The following is a 17,425-nucleotide window of genomic DNA, read 5'->3' on the forward strand; positions in this document are numbered from 1 at the left end:
TTTGTGTGGCAAATGTATAACGTTTACTATTTTCATGGAAATAAATTATCAAAAATTAAACTTAATAGAGGATTATTACTGAATGTAGATGCAGGAAACGCTTTTTTCGCTATCTTTGTTCGCTGATTAGAAAAAAGAAAGAAATAATGAACAGTTAAATTGATAACAACGACATGAGAAAACTGAAACTTTTGGCATTCGCACTGATTTGTGCGGTATTTGCGCCGGCGAAAGCCGATGAAGGAATGTGGCTCCTCCAGCTGATGCAGGAGCAGAACCTTGCCGACCGTATGAAGGCACAAGGTTTGAAGATAGGCGTGGATGATATTTATAGTCCGAATCATGTGGCTTTGAAAGATGCCGTAGGTATTTTCGGGCGCGGATGTACGGGTGAAATCATTTCGCCCGAAGGCTTGATTCTTACAAATCATCATTGTGGATACGATGCTATCCAGCAGCATAGCTCGGTGGAGCATGATTACCTGACTGATGGGTTTTGGGCGAAAAGCCGTGCTGAAGAACTTCCTACTCCGGGATTGACTTTCAAGTTTGTAGAGCGTATTGTTGATGTGACTGATAAGGTGAACCAGGACATCAAAGACGGGAAGGTGACAGAATTGAATTCGTTTGGTTCGGAATATTTAAAAAAACTGGCCGATGAAGAACTGAAGAAGAGTGACCTGAAAGGCAAACCCGGCATCACGGCACAGGCACTTCCTTTTTATCAAGGTAATAAATTTTACTTGTTCTTCATCAAGACTTATAGCGATGTGCGTATGGTGGCAGCTCCTCCTTCGTCTATCGGTAAGTTCGGGGGTGAAACGGATAACTGGATGTGGCCCCGGCATACGGGCGACTTCTCGATGTTCCGTATCTATGCCGACAAGAACGGGGATCCTGCGCCTTATAGTGCCGAAAATGTGCCTTTAAAGGTAAAGAAGCATCTTGCCATCTCGTTGAGAGGATTGCAGGAAGGCGACTATGCCATGATTATGGGATTTCCCGGAAGCACCAGCCGCTATCTGACCCAAAGCGAGGTGAAACTCCGCATGGACGGAACCAATACGCCGCGCATTCAGGTGCGCGAGGCACGTCAGGAAGTGTTGCGCAAGGAAATGGCAGCAAGTGATAAGGTACGTATCCAGTATGCCAGCAAGTTTGCTTCTTCCAGCAACTATTGGAAAAATTCGATTGGAATGAATAAAGCTATCATCGACAACCGTGTGTTGGAAACCAAGGCAGAGCAGGAAGCCAACTTCGCTAAGTTTGCCAAGGAAAAGAACAATGCCGATTATGCTTCGGTAGTAGGAAAAATCGATGAGTATGTGACTCGGGTGACTCCGCTTGCCAAACAGCTGACTTATTTCACCGAGACTTTCCGTTCTGGTATCGAGTTTGGCGCTACTTACCTGATTTTCGATAACCTGAAAACTGCACTCGAAAAGAATAAGAAGAAAGACATTGAGAAAGCGCTCGAACAACTGAAAGAAGGATATGCCAACGTGCACAATAAGGATTATGACCACGAGGTAGACCGCAAGGTGGCTAAGGTCCTGATTCCGCTTTATGCAAAGAGCGTTCCGGCGGATGCGCTTCCCGCTTTCTATGAAACGATTAAGACGAAATTCAACGGTGATTACAATGCTTATATTGACGCGTTGTATGATACCAGCATTTTCTCGAATCAGAAGAACTTTGATGCGTTCGTGGCTAATCCGACACTGGAAGCTATCGATAAGGACTTGGCTATCCAGTATTCGACCGCCAAGAACGAGATGATGAAAAAATTGTATGAAGCATACGACAAGGCTTGTGGTGATATCGACTTGTTGCACAAGACTTATGTGCGCGGCTTGTGCGAGATGTACGCTCCTACGCCGAAAGCTCCGGATGCCAACTTCACCATTCGTCTGACTTACGGTAATGTGAAATCGTATGACCCGAAGGATGGCGTACATTATAAATATTATACTACGTTAAAGGGTGTAATGGAGAAAGAAGACCCCAATAATCCGGAATTTGTTGTACCGGCGAAGCTGAAAGAACTTTACGCTACGAAAAATTACGGACGCTATGCTTTGCCCAACGGGGAGATGCCGACTTGTTTCCTGACTACAAACGACATTACGGGTGGTAACTCCGGTTCACCGGTGATGAACGGTAACGGTGAGTTGATTGGCGCTGCATTCGACGGCAACTGGGAGTCGCTTTCGGGTGACATCAATTTCGATAACAACCTTCAGCGTTGCATTGCCGTAGATATTCGCTATGTATTGTTTATCGTGGAGAAATTGGGCGGATGCAAGAACCTGATTGATGAAATGACGATTGTAGAATAAGTTTTTTCACCACAGATTACACAGATTATTTATGTTATTCATACGTGATTATGATAATTGTCAATTAAAATAATCTGTGTAATCTGTGGTGATTTTTTTATAAGCATTATGAGAAAATCCCTATTGATAACATTCTTTTCCGCTTGCTTTCTGGCTTCTCATGCCGATGAAGGCATGTGGATGCTGACCGACCTGAAGAAACAGAATGCGGCGGTGATGCAAGATTTGGGACTGGACATCAGCATTGATAAGGTGTATTGTCCTGAGGGCATCAGCCTGAAAGATGCGGTGGTTCACTTTGGCGGAGGCTGTACGGGCGAAGTAGTATCGGCGGAAGGGCTGGTGCTTACCAATCACCATTGTGGGTACAGTTATATCCAGCAACACAGTTCTGTAGAACACGATTACCTGACCGATGGATTTTGGGCGAAGACATACGCCGAAGAGCTTCCTTGCGAAGGGCTGACCGTGACTTTTATCGACCGCATCCTTGATGTGACCGATTATGTATTGGAACAATTAAAGAAAGACGAAGACCCCGAAGGACTGAATTATCTTTCGCCTTCCTATCTGGAGAAAGTGGCGGTTCGGTTTGCCAAGAAAGAAAAGATAAAGACCGATGACTTTACGGTACTCGAACTGAAACCGTTTTATGGTGCCAATAAGTATTATCTGTTCGTCAAGACCGTTTATAAGGACATCCGTATGGTGGGTGCTCCTCCTTCGTCTATCGGAAAGTTTGGTGCTGATACCGATAATTGGATGTGGCCACGCCATTGCGGAGACTTTTCTATCTTCCGCATTTATGCCTCGAAAGACGGGAAGCCGGCTTTGTATTCTTCCGAGAATGTGCCTCTGAAGGTGAAGAAGCATCTGACTATCAATGCCGGCGGCATCAAGGAAGGTGACTTCACGTTTGTGATGGGATTTCCCGGACGCAATTGGCGTTACATGATTAGCGATGAGGTGGAAGAGCGTATGAGTACCACGAACTTTATGCGCGATACCGTGCGGGGCGTGCGGCTTCGGGTATTGGGCGAAGAAATGGCAAAGGATGCCAAAACCCGCATCCAGTATGCGGCTAAGTATGCTTCGTCTGCCAACTATTGGAAGAACGCCATTGGCATGAACGAAGGGCTGGTGCGCCTCAAAGTGCTTGACCGCAAGAAAGCAGAGCAAGAGCGTTTGCTGGCATACGGGCGTGAGACGGGAAACGATGCCTATCAGCAAGCCTACGATGCCATTAAGCAGATTGTAGCCAAACGTCATGATGCCGTTTATCACCAGCAAGCCATTTATGAGGCGTTGATGTTGGGAACGGAATTTTCGAAAGTGCCTGATACAGACGGATTGTTGAAAGCTTTGGAGAATGGAAAGAAGAAAGAGATAGACGAAGCGGTATCTGCCTTGCGGACAGAGGGAGCGAAGTTCTTCAATAAGGATTACAGTTCCGAAGTGGACCGGAAAGTATCGAAGCAATTGATTGCCCTTTATGCACGGTTGGTTCCTGCGGCTCAGCATATCGGTATCTTTGAGGTGGTAAACGAGCGGTTCGGAGGGAATACCGATGCCTTTGTAGATGCTTGTTTCGATAGTTCAATCTTCAGCACTCCCGAAGCATTGGAAGCATTCCTGGCGCATCCCGGTGCGGATAAGTTGAAGAATGACCTGATGGTGCAATATGCCCGTTCGGTAAAGGAAGGTTATCGGAAGACAGGCGAGGAGATGAAAGCCGAAACCAATGCCTATAACCGTGCGCACAAGACGTGGGTGGCAGGTATGCTGGCGTTGAAGCAAAAGGAAGGGAAAGCTATCTATCCGGATGCCAACTCTACGTTGCGCCTGACGTACGGCAAGATAGGCTCGTATGAACCTGCGGATGGAGAAGAGTATCTGTATTACACCACACTGAAAGGGGTGATGGAAAAAGAAGATCCGGACAATCCTGAATTTATTGTGCCCGATAAGCTGAAGGAATTATATCGCACGAAAGATTTCGGTCCGTATGCCATGTCCGACGGACGTATGCCGGTTTGCTTTGTGACAGCTACCGATAATACTGGAGGCAATTCAGGTTCACCGGTGTTCAATGCTCAAGGCGAACTGATAGGTATCGGTTTCGACCGGAACTATGAAGGGCTGACGGGGGATATCGCTTATAACCCGCAGCTTCAGCGCGCCGCTTGTGTGGACATCCGCTACGTGTTGTTCATCATCGACAAGTATGCGGGCATCCAAAGGCTGATAGATGAAATGACGATTGTTCGTTGAGTATAATTTGAATGGCACATAGACAGTGTGAAAAAATGTCTGTGTGCCATTCTTGTTTTGTATAGGAAAGGTAGAACGTATGTTATTGTTTTTCTTTTTGCTCTTCCTGAGGAATGCGGAATGCCGTGTAGAGCTCTAGTATGGCAGCAATAGTAAGACACAATATCCATTCGTTACGGTGCCAAAGTATCATCATAACTCCGGCTAGTACCAGTAGAGCAGCTCCCAGCATCTGCTGGCGGCGCAGACGGCGGATGATAAGATTTGCCCCTTCGTATCTGTCTGTTACTTGTACATAGGCGAAAAGTATAGCTCCTACGAGGTATACGTAAGGTGCCCATACTGCTTGGGTAATTTGGATAATAGCGCCTCCTAATAGCAGGATGGCTCCGATAACGGATATTGTCGGATAGTATTTATTTGTCATTGTTTTTGTCCAAGTCTTCTTCGAAGATGTAAATATCTTCATTGGGTTTCTTCATCAGGTATTTCTCGCGTGCCACCTTTTCCAACATCTCAGGGTTTGAGGTTAATTCTTTCAGTTCCTCACTGCTTTTTTCATACTGATTACGGTAATGCTTGATTTCACGTTTCAGTTCGTATATCTCACGTTTGTGCTTTACACGCTGAATCAGGCTGTTTTCTTCATCCAGCACGCCGATAATCAAGAGGAATGCCAGGATGGTAATCAGATATTTGTGGCGGCGGATATAGTTCCACACAGCTTTCAGTTTACTCATATCGGATACTTTTTTGCTCAGATAACGGTACAAAGATAAAAAGATTTCGTGGCAAGTCCTTAAGAAAAACCGAGATTTTATGTACTTTTGTGCTATCGAATAAAATTATCGTATCATTAACAGCACCGGAAGTATGGAGAATTATATCGTATCGGCACGAAAATACCGTCCTTCGACCTTCGACACCGTTGTAGGTCAAAAGGCACTGACCACTACTTTGAAAAACGCGATAGCCAATCATAAACTGGCGCACGCCTATTTGTTCTGTGGACCGCGAGGAGTAGGGAAGACTACATGTGCCCGTATTTTTGCCAAAACCATCAATTGTCTTCATCCTACTTCCGAGGGCGAGGCATGTAATACATGCGAATCGTGTGTGGCTTTCAACGAGCAGCGTTCTTATAACATCCATGAACTGGATGCGGCATCAAACAACTCGGTGGAAGACATCCGCTCGCTTATCGAGCAGGTACGCATCCCGCCTCAGGTGGGCAAGTACAAGGTGTACATCATTGACGAGGTGCACATGCTTTCGCAAGCAGCATTCAACGCTTTCCTCAAAACGCTGGAAGAGCCTCCCCGGCATGCAATCTTTATTCTTGCTACGACCGAGAAGCACAAGATACTTCCTACTATCCTGAGCCGGTGCCAGATATACGATTTCAACCGTATCAGCGTGAACGATATGGTGGAGCATCTGGAGGGCGTGGCCTTGAAAGAGCATATAGAAGCGGAACCCGAGGCACTTACGGTTATTGCCCAAAAAGCGGACGGAGGAATGCGTGACGCATTGTCTATCTTCGACCAGGTGGCAAGCTTCACCAACGGACACATCACTTACCGGAGTGTCATCGAAAACCTGAATGTGCTGGATTACGAATATTATTTTAAACTGACAGATTTCATTCTGGAGAACAAAGTGCCCGATTGCCTTCTTACATTCAACGATGTATTGCAGAAAGGATTTGACGGCAACCATTTCATCACCGGACTGGCTTCGCATTTCCGCGACTTGCTGGTGAGTCATGACTCTGCTACTTTGCCTTTGCTGGAAGTCGGGGCTTCTATCCGTGAAAGATATTTGAAACAGGCTCAGAAATGTACGGCATCCTTCCTTTTCAAGGCGATGAAGCTTTGCAATGATTGTGACTTGAACTATCGGGTGAGCAAAAACAAGCGGTTGTTGATAGAACTGACCTTGATTCAGCTGGCACAACTGGGCGGACCGGATGAGGAAAGTGAGGGGCGTAGCCCTAAGCAGACCTTAAAACCCGTATTCAATCAATCCCAGCCGGTTCAATCGTCTCGTCCGGCAGCGCAAGTTCAGCCTTCAACAGTATCTGAGTCTGAGGCAATTTATCCCCAGACGGTTTCTTCCCAACCGGTTGCCGCACCTGTTGGTCCGGTTATGCACGCAAATCCGCTTCCCAAGCAAGAGGCGGGAAAAAAGATTCCGGTGGTAAAGGCTGGGAGTATGGGGATTTCTATCCGTCGTCCACATGTCGCACAAAAGCAAGATACGGTGAGGTCGACTGATGTGTCGACCTCTTCTTCCGAAGACAAGGATTATGAAGATTACCTCATTACGGAAAGAGATCTGAATGTTTATTGGAACGAATTTGCTGTGAATCTTCCGAAAGAAGAGGCGGCAAATGCAGCACGCATGCGCAATATTCATCCACATTTGCTGGAAGACGGTGTGACGTTTGAAGTAGTTGTGGATAACGAAATGGTGCAGAAGTATATGACTAATCTGGGGGCAGGTATTGAGGCGCATTTGCGCAACAAACTTCATAATCGGAAAATTAAGATGAAAGTACGCGTGAGTGCTCCCAATGAAAATGTGCGTGCCTATAGTCATCTGGAACGTTTCCAAATGATGAGCAAGAAAAACCCCGACCTCTTGAAACTGAAAGAGGAACTGGGGCTGGAACTTGCCTGACAGGTAATGATTATACTTTAGTAAGTCAGTCGTATCACATATGTTCGTTTGAGGAAGCTTTGGACAATGTGTCTAAATATCGTGATTTCTCATCCGGTATTCCGCCAGTTCTTCGTACTTTGTGCCGGGGCGCCCATAATTGCAATACGGGTAGATGGAGATGCCCCCACGGGGTGTGAAGATGCCCGTTACCTCGATGTACTTCGGATCCATCAGGCGGATAAGGTCTTTCATGATGATGTTTACACAATCCTCATGGAAGTCTCCATGATTTCGGAAGCTGAAGAGGTATAGTTTCAAGCTTTTGCTTTCCACCATTTTCATGTCGGGCAGATAGCTGATGCGTATTTCCGCAAAGTCGGGCTGCCCTGTAATGGGGCATAGACTGGTAAACTCCGGACAATTAAACCGTACCCAATAGTCGTTTTCGGGATGCTTGTTAGTAAACGCCTCCAACACTTCGGGGGCATAATCTTGCTTGTAAGCGGTGGTCTTTCCCAAGATAGTCAATTCGTCTTTTCTTTCCATGATTTTTTAATTTGCTAATAAGCTAATAAATAATGTGCTAATAAATAATGTGCTAATAAATAATGTGCTAATAAACAATGTGCTAATAAACAATGTGACAATAAACAATGTGACAATAAACAATGTGGCAATAAACAATGTGGCAATAAACAATGTGGCAATAAACAATGTGGCAATAAACAATGTGACAATAAACAATGTGACAATAAACAATGAAATAATACGCTAATTCATTATTACATTAGCACATTGGCACATTATTTATTAGCACATTATTACATTGTCACATCGTTTATTTTCCAAGTACTTTTCCAATCCTTCCCGGCGGAGTTTGCAGGCGGGACAATGTCCGCATCCGTCTCCAGGGATTCCATTATAACACGTCAGGGTCTCGTGGCGTACCAGGTCGAGCACTCCCAGTTCGTCTGCCAAAGCCCAGGTCTCTGCCTTGTCTATCCACATCAGTGGGGTATGGATGACGAACTGCTCATCCATGGCAAGGTTAAGCGTGACGTTGAGCGATTTGATAAATGAATCGCGGCAATCGGGATAACCGCTGAAATCGGTTTGCGATACACCTGTCACCAGGTGGCTGATGCCCCGTTCGCGTGCATATACGGCGGCAATGCTCAAGAAAAACAGGTTGCGCCCCGGTACGAAAGTGTTCGGGTAGTTGCCTTCGGGCTTTTCTTCGTCCATCGGAATGGAAAGGTCGGTAAGCGAGTTTTTACCCAAATGCCCGATAAACGATACGTCCATCACATCGAAATGTACTTCTGCCTTACGGGCGATTTCGCGTGCCAAGTCCACTTCCTTTACATGTTTCTGCCCGTAAAGGAAAGTCAGTGCATATACTTCCTTGAAATGTTTTTTTGCCCAAAACAAGCAAGTGGTGGAGTCTTGTCCGCCACTGAATACGACTAATGCTTTGTTTTTATCCATTGTTTTTGTTATCTTAGGTACTAGGTAACCAGGTACTAGTGACTAGGTTCTAGTTTTTTAATATCAAATACTAAGACTATTTAAAACCTAGTACCTAGTTATCTAGTCACCTGGTCCCTGATTTATAGTTCGTTAATTTTAAGAATGTTATAAGATATGTTCTCGTCGTAGGTGTCCGTTCCGTCAATGTGCTTGATGTAACGTACGACACGGACAGTAACGGGGAGTACAATGATTTCGTACATCGTCTTCAGCGCTACTTGCACCAGCATCATTTTGCCCAGCTCGGGAAGCGGCATCAGTCCGCCGAATGCTAAGGGGAAGAAGATAAGCGAATCGGCACTTTCGCCATATACCGTAGAGAGGATGGCACGCGCCGAGAAATGTTTTCCTTGTGAAGACAGCTTCATACGGCTCATCACGTAGGCATTGATAAACGAGCCTGCCAGAAAAGCCAGCAAGCTTGCCGCGGCAATGCGGGGAGCCATGCCAAATACAAAATTGAATCCCGCTTCACCTTCCCAAAACGGGGCAGCGGGCAATGCTACGGCAAGCTGGCCCAAGGCAACGGTCATGAAATTCATAAGGAATCCCATCCAGATGATGAGACGAGCCTTACGGAAGCCCCACACTTCGGCTATGCAATCATTGATAATGTATGAGACGGGAAAAACAATCAGCCCGGCAGTAACCGCTATCGGTCCCAACTGCACGACTTTGGTTTCTAATAGATTTGCCGCTACGAGGCATACACAAAACACGATGCCCAAAACCATAAAAGGCACCGATACGAGATTTTCTTTTTTCATCGCTCCTGTTTTTTACGTGGTTGTCCTAGAATACACGGAAGATGTTTCGGCAAAGAAACATCCTCATCTTTTTATCGGACGCAAAGTTACGGATAATTTGTCGGATTAGCAAGAAAACCCTATATTTGTACACTTTCTATAGGCAAGATTATGGCAAAGAACAATCTTTTGACGGAAGAACTGAACTATATCGGAGGAAGCAAGACCCCGACGCACCTGCACTTGTGTACGTATGGACCAGCCGGAGCGGAAAACCATGACGGTGACACCATAGAAGACATATTGCCTTATTTCAAGGCGGGCTCCATGCACTGGATTCAGATACATGGGCTGAAGGATACGGAAGAAATACAGAAGGTATGCCGGCATTTCGGCATTGGGTTCCTTACCGAGCAGGATATTCTCAATTCGCTTCATCTCACCAAGATTGAAGCACACGAAGACTATAATGTCGTAATCCTGAAACTGCTTTCCGCTACAGGTGAGGACGAATATCTTCCCCAACAGCTTTGCCTGGTGCAAGGCGAAGATTACCTGCTCACTTTTACGGAAAACGATACCGATTTTTTCGATGAAATCTATACGGCGATAGAAAATGACGTGCTGAAAATCCGTACCCGCTCGTCAGACTTTCTGCTGAGCGTGATTCTGAATAGCGTGATGACCAGTTTCATGTCCATCATTTCGGATATGGAAGACAAGCTGGAAGACTTGGAAGAGCGCTTGCTCACGCCCGGTGTGATGGATCCAACAATCGGTGACCTGCACGTGTTCCGGCGTAATTATCGCCTGATAAAGAAATGCATCTTCCCGCTGAAGGAACAAATCGCCAAACTTCTTCATCCTGAAGATACCCGGTTGCTGCATAAGGCGAGCCGCCCGTTCTTCAACGATGTGAACGACCACCTGCAATTTGTCCTGCAAACATTGGAAGGATGCCGTGACCTGCTCGGTGCGCTGGTCGATATGATTCTTTCCAGCAACGACCGGCACATGAACAACATCATGCGCCAGCTCACCGTGGTATCTACCATCTTTATTCCGCTGACTTTTCTCGCCGGCATCTGGGGGATGAACTTCCGCGTCATGCCCGAACTGGACTGGAAATACGGATACCTCTATGCTTGGGGACTGATGTTGCTCATCGCCATCGGTGTATGCGTGTACTTTAAGCGGAAGAAATGGTATTAAAAGCCGGAGAGATTGCGATTTGCCTCAACGGCACTTTTTATATAAAAATGGGAACGAAAGAAAAATGAGAAAAAAAGAACTTTACGACCGGGTAATCGCTTATTTCGAGCAGGCGATGCCCGTGGCAGAAACCGAATTGCATTACGAAGACCCTTTCCAGTTGCTTGTAGCCGTTATCTTAAGCGCACAATGCACCGACAAGCGGGTCAATATGATTACTCCGGCATTGTTCCGTGATTTTCCTACGGCAGAAGCTATGGCAGCCACCACTCCCGATGTGGTTTACGAATACATCCGGAGCGTGAGCTATCCCAACAACAAGGCGAAGCATCTGGTAGGAATGGCACAGATGCTGGTGCGTGATTATGGAGGGCAGGTGCCCGATACGCTGGAAGAACTGGTGAAGCTTCCCGGAGTAGGACGGAAGACAGCGAATGTCATCCAAAGCGTGGTGTTCCATAAAGCCGCCATGGCAGTCGATACCCACGTGTTCCGTGTGAGCCACCGCATCGGGCTGGTGCCCGGCACCTGCACTACTCCGCTTGCTACCGAAAAGCATCTTACCCGTTATATTCCTGAAGCCTTGATACCCAAGGCACACCATTGGCTTATCCTGCACGGACGGTACGTGTGTACGGCACGCAATCCGAAATGCGACAAATGCGGATTGAACGGCATCTGCCAGGCATCGCTGAAAGCAAAGATTTGATTGAAATATTCACCACAGAAGCTTTTGGACATGGATTTGTGCATTTCCTGCATGTTACACACCTTCTACATTTGATGGCATATACAAGAGTAAGACGGTAAGGAACATTTATTTTTGCATACAGCTCGTATCTTTGTTTCAGCAGGCATACTTTTACGTTCTTGATATCAAAACCGTACGGTTTTGAATTGGAAACCGTACGTTCTCGATATGGAAACCGTACGTTCTCGATATGGAAACCGTACGGTTTTCATATGGAAACCATAAATGGAAGCCGTCTGAAACGATCATGTAATCCAAATGTGGAAACAACTGTTCCGGGGAGAAATCAGAAACTCACCACAGAGGGTACAGGGGAAAATCTATTTTTCTCAATTTACGAAGTACGATTCCATATCAAAATAGTAAGAAGCTGTTTTGAATTTCTCCAAAAAGTTTTTCTTGGCTTGATGCGTTCGTTTTCGTGTGTGCTTTGGGCGATTTTTTGGTCCTTTTCGCTCCTGTTCTTCGTCAGATAGCCCGCTATCTTCCTCATCACAGAAGCGAAAATGCCTCAAAAACTCATCCCAAATCATCGCACGATAAATTCAAAACAGCTTCTAAATAGTAAATTGCCCAATCGTAAATTAAAAACCCCTGCGTCCTCTGTGGTGAACAGATCATACGTATTTCGTGTTCCGCATATCACCTGTTTCGGCAAATGCCAGATGCATCTGGAAGGCGTTACGGAGCGACATCGGGGTATGACAATGCCCTTCCGAAAGTTTCAGGTAATCCCAAAGCAGTTCTTTATAGTCGGGATGCGCGCAATTCTCGATGATGAGACGTGCCCGTTGAAGCGGTGATTTTCCTCTCAAGTCTGCTACTCCCTGTTCGGTCACAAGAATGCGTACATCGTGTTCGGTACTGTCTACGTGCGATACTTGAGGTACGATGGACGAGATAAGACCGCCTTTCGCCGTAGAAGGGGTGGTAAAGATAGACAGGTAGGCATTACGTGCAAAGTCGCCCGAGCCTCCGATGCCGTTCATCATCTTGCTTCCCGACACATGAGTGCTGTTTACATTGCCGAAGATGTCAGCTTCAAGTGCTGTATTGACCGCAATGATACCTAACCGGCGGATGACTTCAGGGTGATTGGTGATTTCTTGCGGACGGAGCAGGACGCGGTCTTTCATTTCACCGATGTGTTCGTAAAGCAGGTCCAACTTATCGTCCGAGAGTGTAAGCGAGCTGCCTGCCACAAAACGGATGCGCTCTTCCAGCATCAGGTCGATAACGGAGTTCTGTATCACTTCGGTATACATCGAAAAGGCAGGCAAGTGCGGGTCGCCACCCAAAGCTCCCAATACGGCATTGGCAATGTTTCCTACGCCCGATTGCAAGGGAAGAAATTCTTTGGGAATCGCTCCCTGACGATATTCCTTTACCAAAAAGTCTGCTACGTTTTGTCCGATTTGGCGTGTGGTTTCGTTCAGAGGAGTGAAGGCGGCTATCTGGTCACGCTCGTTTGTCAACACCACTCCAGCCACTTTCTTGGGGTCTACTTTCACGCTGATGCTTCCGGTACGGTCGTTTACCTTATAGATAGGGATTTCACGGCGGTAAGGCGGATTGTCGAGCACAAAGATGTCGTGCATTCCCGTCAATTTGCCCGCATGAGCTTCGTTCAATTCGATAATGATTTTGTCTGCCACACATGTCAGGGTGGGCGAAATGCCTACCGAGGTGCTCAGAATGAGGTCGCCTTCAGGGGTAATGCCGGAAGTTTCGATGATAGCCACATCGATTTTCCCCAAGAATCCGTAGCGCACGTCTTGTCCGATTTGCGAAAGGTGAAGATCGAAATATTGCACCTCGCCGCTATTGATGGCATTCCGCATTTCCTTGTTCGACTGGAAAGGAGTGCGGAAAGCAACGGCATGTGCTTCGGTCAGGGCACTGTCCACCTGATTTCCTGTTGCCCCTCCGGTAATAAGTCCTATTTTAAACGTTTTTCCTTCATTGTGTAATGTTTCTGCATGCTTTGCCAATGCAGCGGGGACTGCTTTCGGTGTACCTACTGACGAGAATCCTCCGATGCCGACCGTCTGTCCGTCGATGATAAGCGCTGCAGCTTCTTCTGCTGATAAAATTGGATATTTCATGGATGCTGTTATTTATTAGTGCCACAAAAATAGATGTTTTCTGATTAAATAGCAAAAGTTTTGTTTATGTATATGACAAAATATTGAATAAGTTGCTTGTATATGTAATATAATGATATTTTTATGCATTGTTCTCTGTGGAGGTGAATGTTGTCTTATAAACGTTTTTTTGTGGATAATTGAAAAAAAACTGCCGATTTCTTTTGTAGGTTCAAAGAAAGCCGTATCTTTGCATCGCTTTTCAGAAAAAGCCATAAGCCGAAATAACTCAGTTGGTAGAGTAACTCATTCGTAATGAGTAAGTCGCGGGTTCGAGTCCCGCTTTCGGCTCGAAGATTCACATTGTGGGTCTTTTTTTATGCCCGAACTTTTATAATTAAAAAGAGAATGTATAAGTTTTATTTTTACATAAAAAATTAGCATATGTACATGAATACCTGAACTTACCGATTCGGTAATTCAGGTATTTTTTTTATCTTAACGGCGACTAAACGAAAACGAGCAATATGGAACCACTTAAACACGAATGCGGAGTAGCGATGATACGGTTGCTTAAACCGTTGGAATATTATCAAGAGAAATACGGAACATGGATGTATGGGCTCAACAAGTTGTATCTGTTGATGGAAAAGCAGCACAACCGCGGGCAGGAAGGTGCCGGACTGGCGTGTGTAAAGCTTCAGGCAAATCCGGGAGAGGAATACATGTTCCGTGAAAGAGGGTTAGGGTCGGGAGCGATTACCGAAATATTCGGAACGGTGCACGGTTATTTCAAAGAGCTTACTCCCGAACAGATGGCAGATGCGGAATATGCCAAGCAATGCCTGCCTTTTGCCGGCGAGCTTTATATGGGGCATCTGCGTTACTCTACCACAGGCAAAAGTGGCATTTCGTATGTGCATCCCTTTTTGCGGCGCAATAATTGGCGGGCAAAGAACCTTGCCTTGTGCGGCAATTTCAACTTGACGAATGTCGATGAGATATTTGCCGACATTACAGCCGCGGGTCAGCATCCGCGCAAGTATGCCGATACGTATATCATGCTGGAACAGGTGGGGCACCGGCTCGACCGCGAAGTGGAACGCCTTTATAATGAATGTAAGGCGGAAGGGCTGGAAGGAATGGACATTACGCATACGATTGAAGACCGTATTGACATTACCAATGTGTTGAAGACTTCTACTCCGAAGTGGGATGGAGGATATGTGATATGCGGGCTGACGGGAAGCGGTGAAGCGTTTGCCGTGCGTGACCCGTGGGGCATCCGTCCGGGATTCTGGTATATGGACGATGAGATTATGGTACTTGCATCCGAGCGGCCGGTCATTCAGACGGTACTGAATGTGCCTGCAGACAGCATCAACGAACTTTTGCCCGGGCAGGCTATCTGGGTGAACAAGAAGGGGCAGATGCGTCTGGAGCAAATCAATGAGCCGAAGAAGAAGAAGGCTTGTTCGTTCGAACGCATTTACTTCAGCCGGGGAAGCGATATGGATATCTACCGCGAACGGAAACTCTTGGGACAGAAACTGGTGGATCCGATTCTGAAAGTAATCGATTACGATGTGGTGCATACCGTATTTTCTTTTATTCCGAATACGGCGGAGGTGGCATTCTATGGCATGTTGGAAGGTTTCGACAATTACCTGAACCAGCTCAAGGTGCAGCGCATCGAGGCATTGGGGCATAAGCCCAGCCATACGGAACTGGAACAAATCCTGTCGCAACGCATCCGGAGCGAAAAGGTAGCTATCAAGGATATCAAGTTGCGTACATTTATCGCCGAAGGCAATACGCGGAACGACCTTGCCGCCCATGTATATGATGTAACGTATGGAAGTCTGGTCCCCTATGCCGATAACCTGGTGATAATCGACGATAGCATCGTGCGGGGAACTACGTTGAAGCAGAGCATTATTAGTATTCTCGACCGTTTGCATCCGAAAAAGATTGTCATTGTGTCATCTTCGCCCCAAGTGCGTTATCCCGACTATTACGGCATTGATATGGCAAGTATGGAGCAGTTCATAGCTTTCCGTGCCGCTATTGCCTTGTTGGAGGACAGGGGGATGCGTCGCGTCATCGAAGATGCATACCGTAAGTCGAAAGAGCAAGTGGGCTTGCCTAAAGAAGAGATGGTGAATTATGTGAAAGAAATCTATGCACCATTTACCGATGAGGAAATCTCACGCAAGATGGTGGAACTTCTTACCCCTGTGGGCACACAGGCAAAAGTGGAAATCGTTTACCAGACGCTCGATGGCTTGCACGAGGCTTGTCCCGACCATGAAGGAGACTGGTACTTCAGCGGTGACTATCCTACTCCAGGGGGCGTGAAACTGGTCAACAAGGCATTTATTGATTACATTGAACAAATATACCAATTTTAACTCCTATATATAATAAGGCATGAGAAGATTTTTCTTGGCTTCGGTTGCAGCTTTGGCTCTTGCCGGAGGACATGCGCAAAATGTGCAGAAAGGCGATTACGGGTATCTGTATTGCCACATGAGCGGACGCGGGGAATGGACGGCATACGCCTTGAGCCGCGACGGACTGAACTATCACGACCTGTTGGACGGAGGTCCCGTGTATGATGTGCAGAAGCTTTCGCCTATTGAGGGAGGCGCGCGCGATGCTTTTATCTGCCGTACCTCGGACGGGAAAGGCTATCTGATGGTTACTACTGACATGTGTGTCGGAAAGAGCAAGCAATGGTTTAACTATGGCATCAACCTGCTCCGTAGCGATGATTTGATTCATTGGACTTCTACTACCTTCGACTTCCGCAAGGGACCGGATATTTTCTGCGATCCCGATTCACCGGATGTGTATAAGGATTATGCCGGCATCAAGCGGGTATGGGCACCTCAAATCTTTTGGGACCCTGCTTATGTATGGCCCGACGGAACCAAAGGAGGATACATGATTTATTATTCCTTGCTCAATCCTGCCGAGGACCAATACGACCGGGTATTTTATTCGTACGCCGATGCTTCGTTCACCCGATTGACCAAGCCTCGTGTGCTGGTCGACTGGGGTTATGCTACCATTGATGCTGACATCAACTATGTGCCTGCCGACGGACTTTACCACATGCTTATCAAGAAAGAGGGAGGTACGCCGGGCATCTTTGCCGCTACTTCTGACAAACTGACCGGACCTTATAAGATAAAGGATGAAAACGATTATGTGAAGTTCGAGGGCAACAAGAAGTGCGAAGGCTGCTCGGCATTCCAGCTGGTGGGCGATTCTACGTGGCGCGTTGCTTATATCGAATATTCATCCAATCCCAAGCGGTACCGCATTTGCCAGGCTGATGAATACCTTCAGAATTTTCATTCGCCCGTTACCCTTGAAGGCGTAGCCCATCCTCAGCATGGTTCGTTTATGCGGCTTACGAAAGAGGAATACGAACGCCTTCAGAAATGGTCGGATGAACAAATGAAAAAGTGATATGGAAGAGAAAAACAAATCGAAATTTGATGCCGGATATGGTTTGGCAGTAGGGCTGATGCTGGGAGTGACAATCGGTGTTTGCCTTGATAACATAGCCTTATGGATGCCCTTAGGCTTACTCGTTGGCATTACTATTGATTGCGGTTTGAAAGGAAAGAAAGATAATAAAAAGCAATGAGTGAACAAAAGGACAAAAATTATCTTTGGCTTGTATTTATAGCTTTAGGTATGGGTATTGCGATAATAGCGAATAATTTGCTGATAGGCCTTTGTTTAGTTGCTATAGGAATTTATCTTTATACTAAGAATAAGAAAAAAACACAAAACAATAAAGACGAATTAGATTAG

At 46.3% G+C, this 17,425-nt stretch carries 16 protein-coding genes and 1 tRNA gene; 10 read left to right on the forward strand and 7 right to left on the reverse strand.

What is annotated here, in order from left to right:
* Positions 1-173 precede the first annotated feature (173 nt).
* Both H9625_RS01790 and H9625_RS01795 read left to right on the forward strand, forming a co-directional pair.
* On the forward strand, positions 174-2,339 hold the full coding sequence (locus tag H9625_RS01790) for a S46 family peptidase (RefSeq protein WP_191762831.1): 2,166 nt from the start codon (positions 174-176) through the stop codon (positions 2,337-2,339).
* Between the two features lie 108 nt (positions 2,340-2,447).
* Positions 2,448-4,610, forward strand: coding sequence for a S46 family peptidase (locus tag H9625_RS01795; protein ID WP_191762832.1), 2,163 nt, complete (start codon positions 2,448-2,450; stop codon positions 4,608-4,610).
* Between the two features lie 82 nt (positions 4,611-4,692).
* On the opposite strand, the gene H9625_RS01800 is transcribed toward H9625_RS01795, so the two are convergent.
* Together H9625_RS01800 and H9625_RS01805 are read right to left on the reverse strand one after the other, a co-directional pair.
* Complete coding sequence (locus tag H9625_RS01800) at positions 4,693-5,037, reverse strand: hypothetical protein (RefSeq protein ID WP_022041157.1); 345 nt, start codon at positions 5,035-5,037, stop codon at positions 4,693-4,695.
* Positions 5,027-5,350 carry an FtsB family cell division protein gene (locus H9625_RS01805; RefSeq protein ID WP_022041158.1) on the reverse strand — a complete coding sequence of 108 codons (324 nt, stop codon included), beginning with the start codon at positions 5,348-5,350 and terminating at the stop codon, positions 5,027-5,029. The genes H9625_RS01800 and H9625_RS01805 overlap by 11 nt, the downstream gene beginning before the upstream one ends.
* Positions 5,351-5,483: 133 nt before the next feature.
* Here H9625_RS01805 and H9625_RS01810 point away from each other — a divergent pair, with 133 nt between their 5' ends.
* Positions 5,484-7,292, forward strand: coding sequence for a DNA polymerase III subunit gamma/tau (locus H9625_RS01810; RefSeq protein WP_087247319.1), 1,809 nt, complete (start codon positions 5,484-5,486; stop codon positions 7,290-7,292).
* A 72-nt stretch (positions 7,293-7,364) separates the two neighbouring features.
* Here H9625_RS01810 and queF read toward each other — a convergent pair whose 3' ends face one another.
* The 3 genes from queF to H9625_RS01825 all read right to left on the reverse strand — a co-directional run bounded on the left by queF (position 7,365) and on the right by H9625_RS01825 (position 9,571).
* Positions 7,365-7,820: a preQ(1) synthase gene (queF, locus tag H9625_RS01815; RefSeq protein ID WP_013617425.1), complete on the reverse strand. Its 456-nt coding sequence runs from the start codon at positions 7,818-7,820 to the stop codon at positions 7,365-7,367.
* Between the two features lie 264 nt (positions 7,821-8,084).
* On the reverse strand, positions 8,085-8,762 hold the full coding sequence (gene queC / locus H9625_RS01820; protein ID WP_191762833.1) for a 7-cyano-7-deazaguanine synthase QueC: 678 nt from the start codon (positions 8,760-8,762) through the stop codon (positions 8,085-8,087).
* A gap of 122 nt (positions 8,763-8,884) precedes the next feature.
* Positions 8,885-9,571 (reverse strand): queuosine precursor transporter, encoded by a 687-nt coding sequence (locus H9625_RS01825; protein ID WP_087247323.1) that lies wholly within the window; start codon positions 9,569-9,571, stop codon positions 8,885-8,887.
* Between the two features lie 150 nt (positions 9,572-9,721).
* Here H9625_RS01825 and corA point away from each other — a divergent pair, with 150 nt between their 5' ends.
* Positions 9,722-10,762, forward strand: coding sequence for a magnesium/cobalt transporter CorA (gene corA, locus H9625_RS01830; RefSeq protein ID WP_013617428.1), 1,041 nt, complete (start codon positions 9,722-9,724; stop codon positions 10,760-10,762).
* Between the two features lie 64 nt (positions 10,763-10,826).
* On the forward strand, positions 10,827-11,471 hold the full coding sequence (gene nth / locus H9625_RS01835; RefSeq protein WP_022041163.1) for an endonuclease III: 645 nt from the start codon (positions 10,827-10,829) through the stop codon (positions 11,469-11,471).
* A 371-nt stretch (positions 11,472-11,842) separates the two neighbouring features.
* Here nth and H9625_RS01840 read toward each other — a convergent pair whose 3' ends face one another.
* Together H9625_RS01840 and H9625_RS01845 are read right to left on the reverse strand one after the other, a co-directional pair.
* A complete protein-coding gene (locus H9625_RS01840; RefSeq protein WP_158100121.1) occupies positions 11,843-12,046 on the reverse strand; it encodes a hypothetical protein in 204 nt (67 codons plus the stop codon).
* Between the two features lie 84 nt (positions 12,047-12,130).
* Positions 12,131-13,618, reverse strand: coding sequence for a succinate CoA transferase (locus tag H9625_RS01845; RefSeq protein WP_191762834.1), 1,488 nt, complete (start codon positions 13,616-13,618; stop codon positions 12,131-12,133).
* A gap of 257 nt (positions 13,619-13,875) precedes the next feature.
* Between H9625_RS01845 and H9625_RS01850 the strand changes: the two genes are divergently transcribed.
* The 5 genes from H9625_RS01850 (at position 13,876) to H9625_RS01870 (ending at position 17,425) form a co-directional block, all read left to right on the forward strand.
* Positions 13,876-13,948 (forward strand) — tRNA-Thr (locus H9625_RS01850).
* A 176-nt stretch (positions 13,949-14,124) separates the two neighbouring features.
* Complete coding sequence (locus tag H9625_RS01855) at positions 14,125-16,008, forward strand: amidophosphoribosyltransferase (protein ID WP_013619433.1); 1,884 nt, start codon at positions 14,125-14,127, stop codon at positions 16,006-16,008.
* Positions 16,009-16,027: 19 nt separating this feature from the next.
* Positions 16,028-17,074: a glycoside hydrolase family 43 protein gene (locus tag H9625_RS01860; RefSeq protein ID WP_013619434.1), complete on the forward strand. Its 1,047-nt coding sequence runs from the start codon at positions 16,028-16,030 to the stop codon at positions 17,072-17,074.
* A gap of 1 nt (position 17,075) precedes the next feature.
* Positions 17,076-17,255, forward strand: a complete 180-nt coding sequence (locus tag H9625_RS01865) for a hypothetical protein (RefSeq protein ID WP_022041168.1) — start codon at positions 17,076-17,078, stop codon at positions 17,253-17,255.
* Positions 17,252-17,425, forward strand: a complete 174-nt coding sequence (locus H9625_RS01870; RefSeq protein WP_191762835.1) for a hypothetical protein — start codon at positions 17,252-17,254, stop codon at positions 17,423-17,425. Before H9625_RS01865 ends, H9625_RS01870 begins: the two co-directional genes overlap by 4 nt.

The organism is Phocaeicola intestinalis (genome assembly GCF_014837065.1).
Taxonomy (GTDB): domain Bacteria; phylum Bacteroidota; class Bacteroidia; order Bacteroidales; family Bacteroidaceae; genus Phocaeicola; species Phocaeicola intestinalis.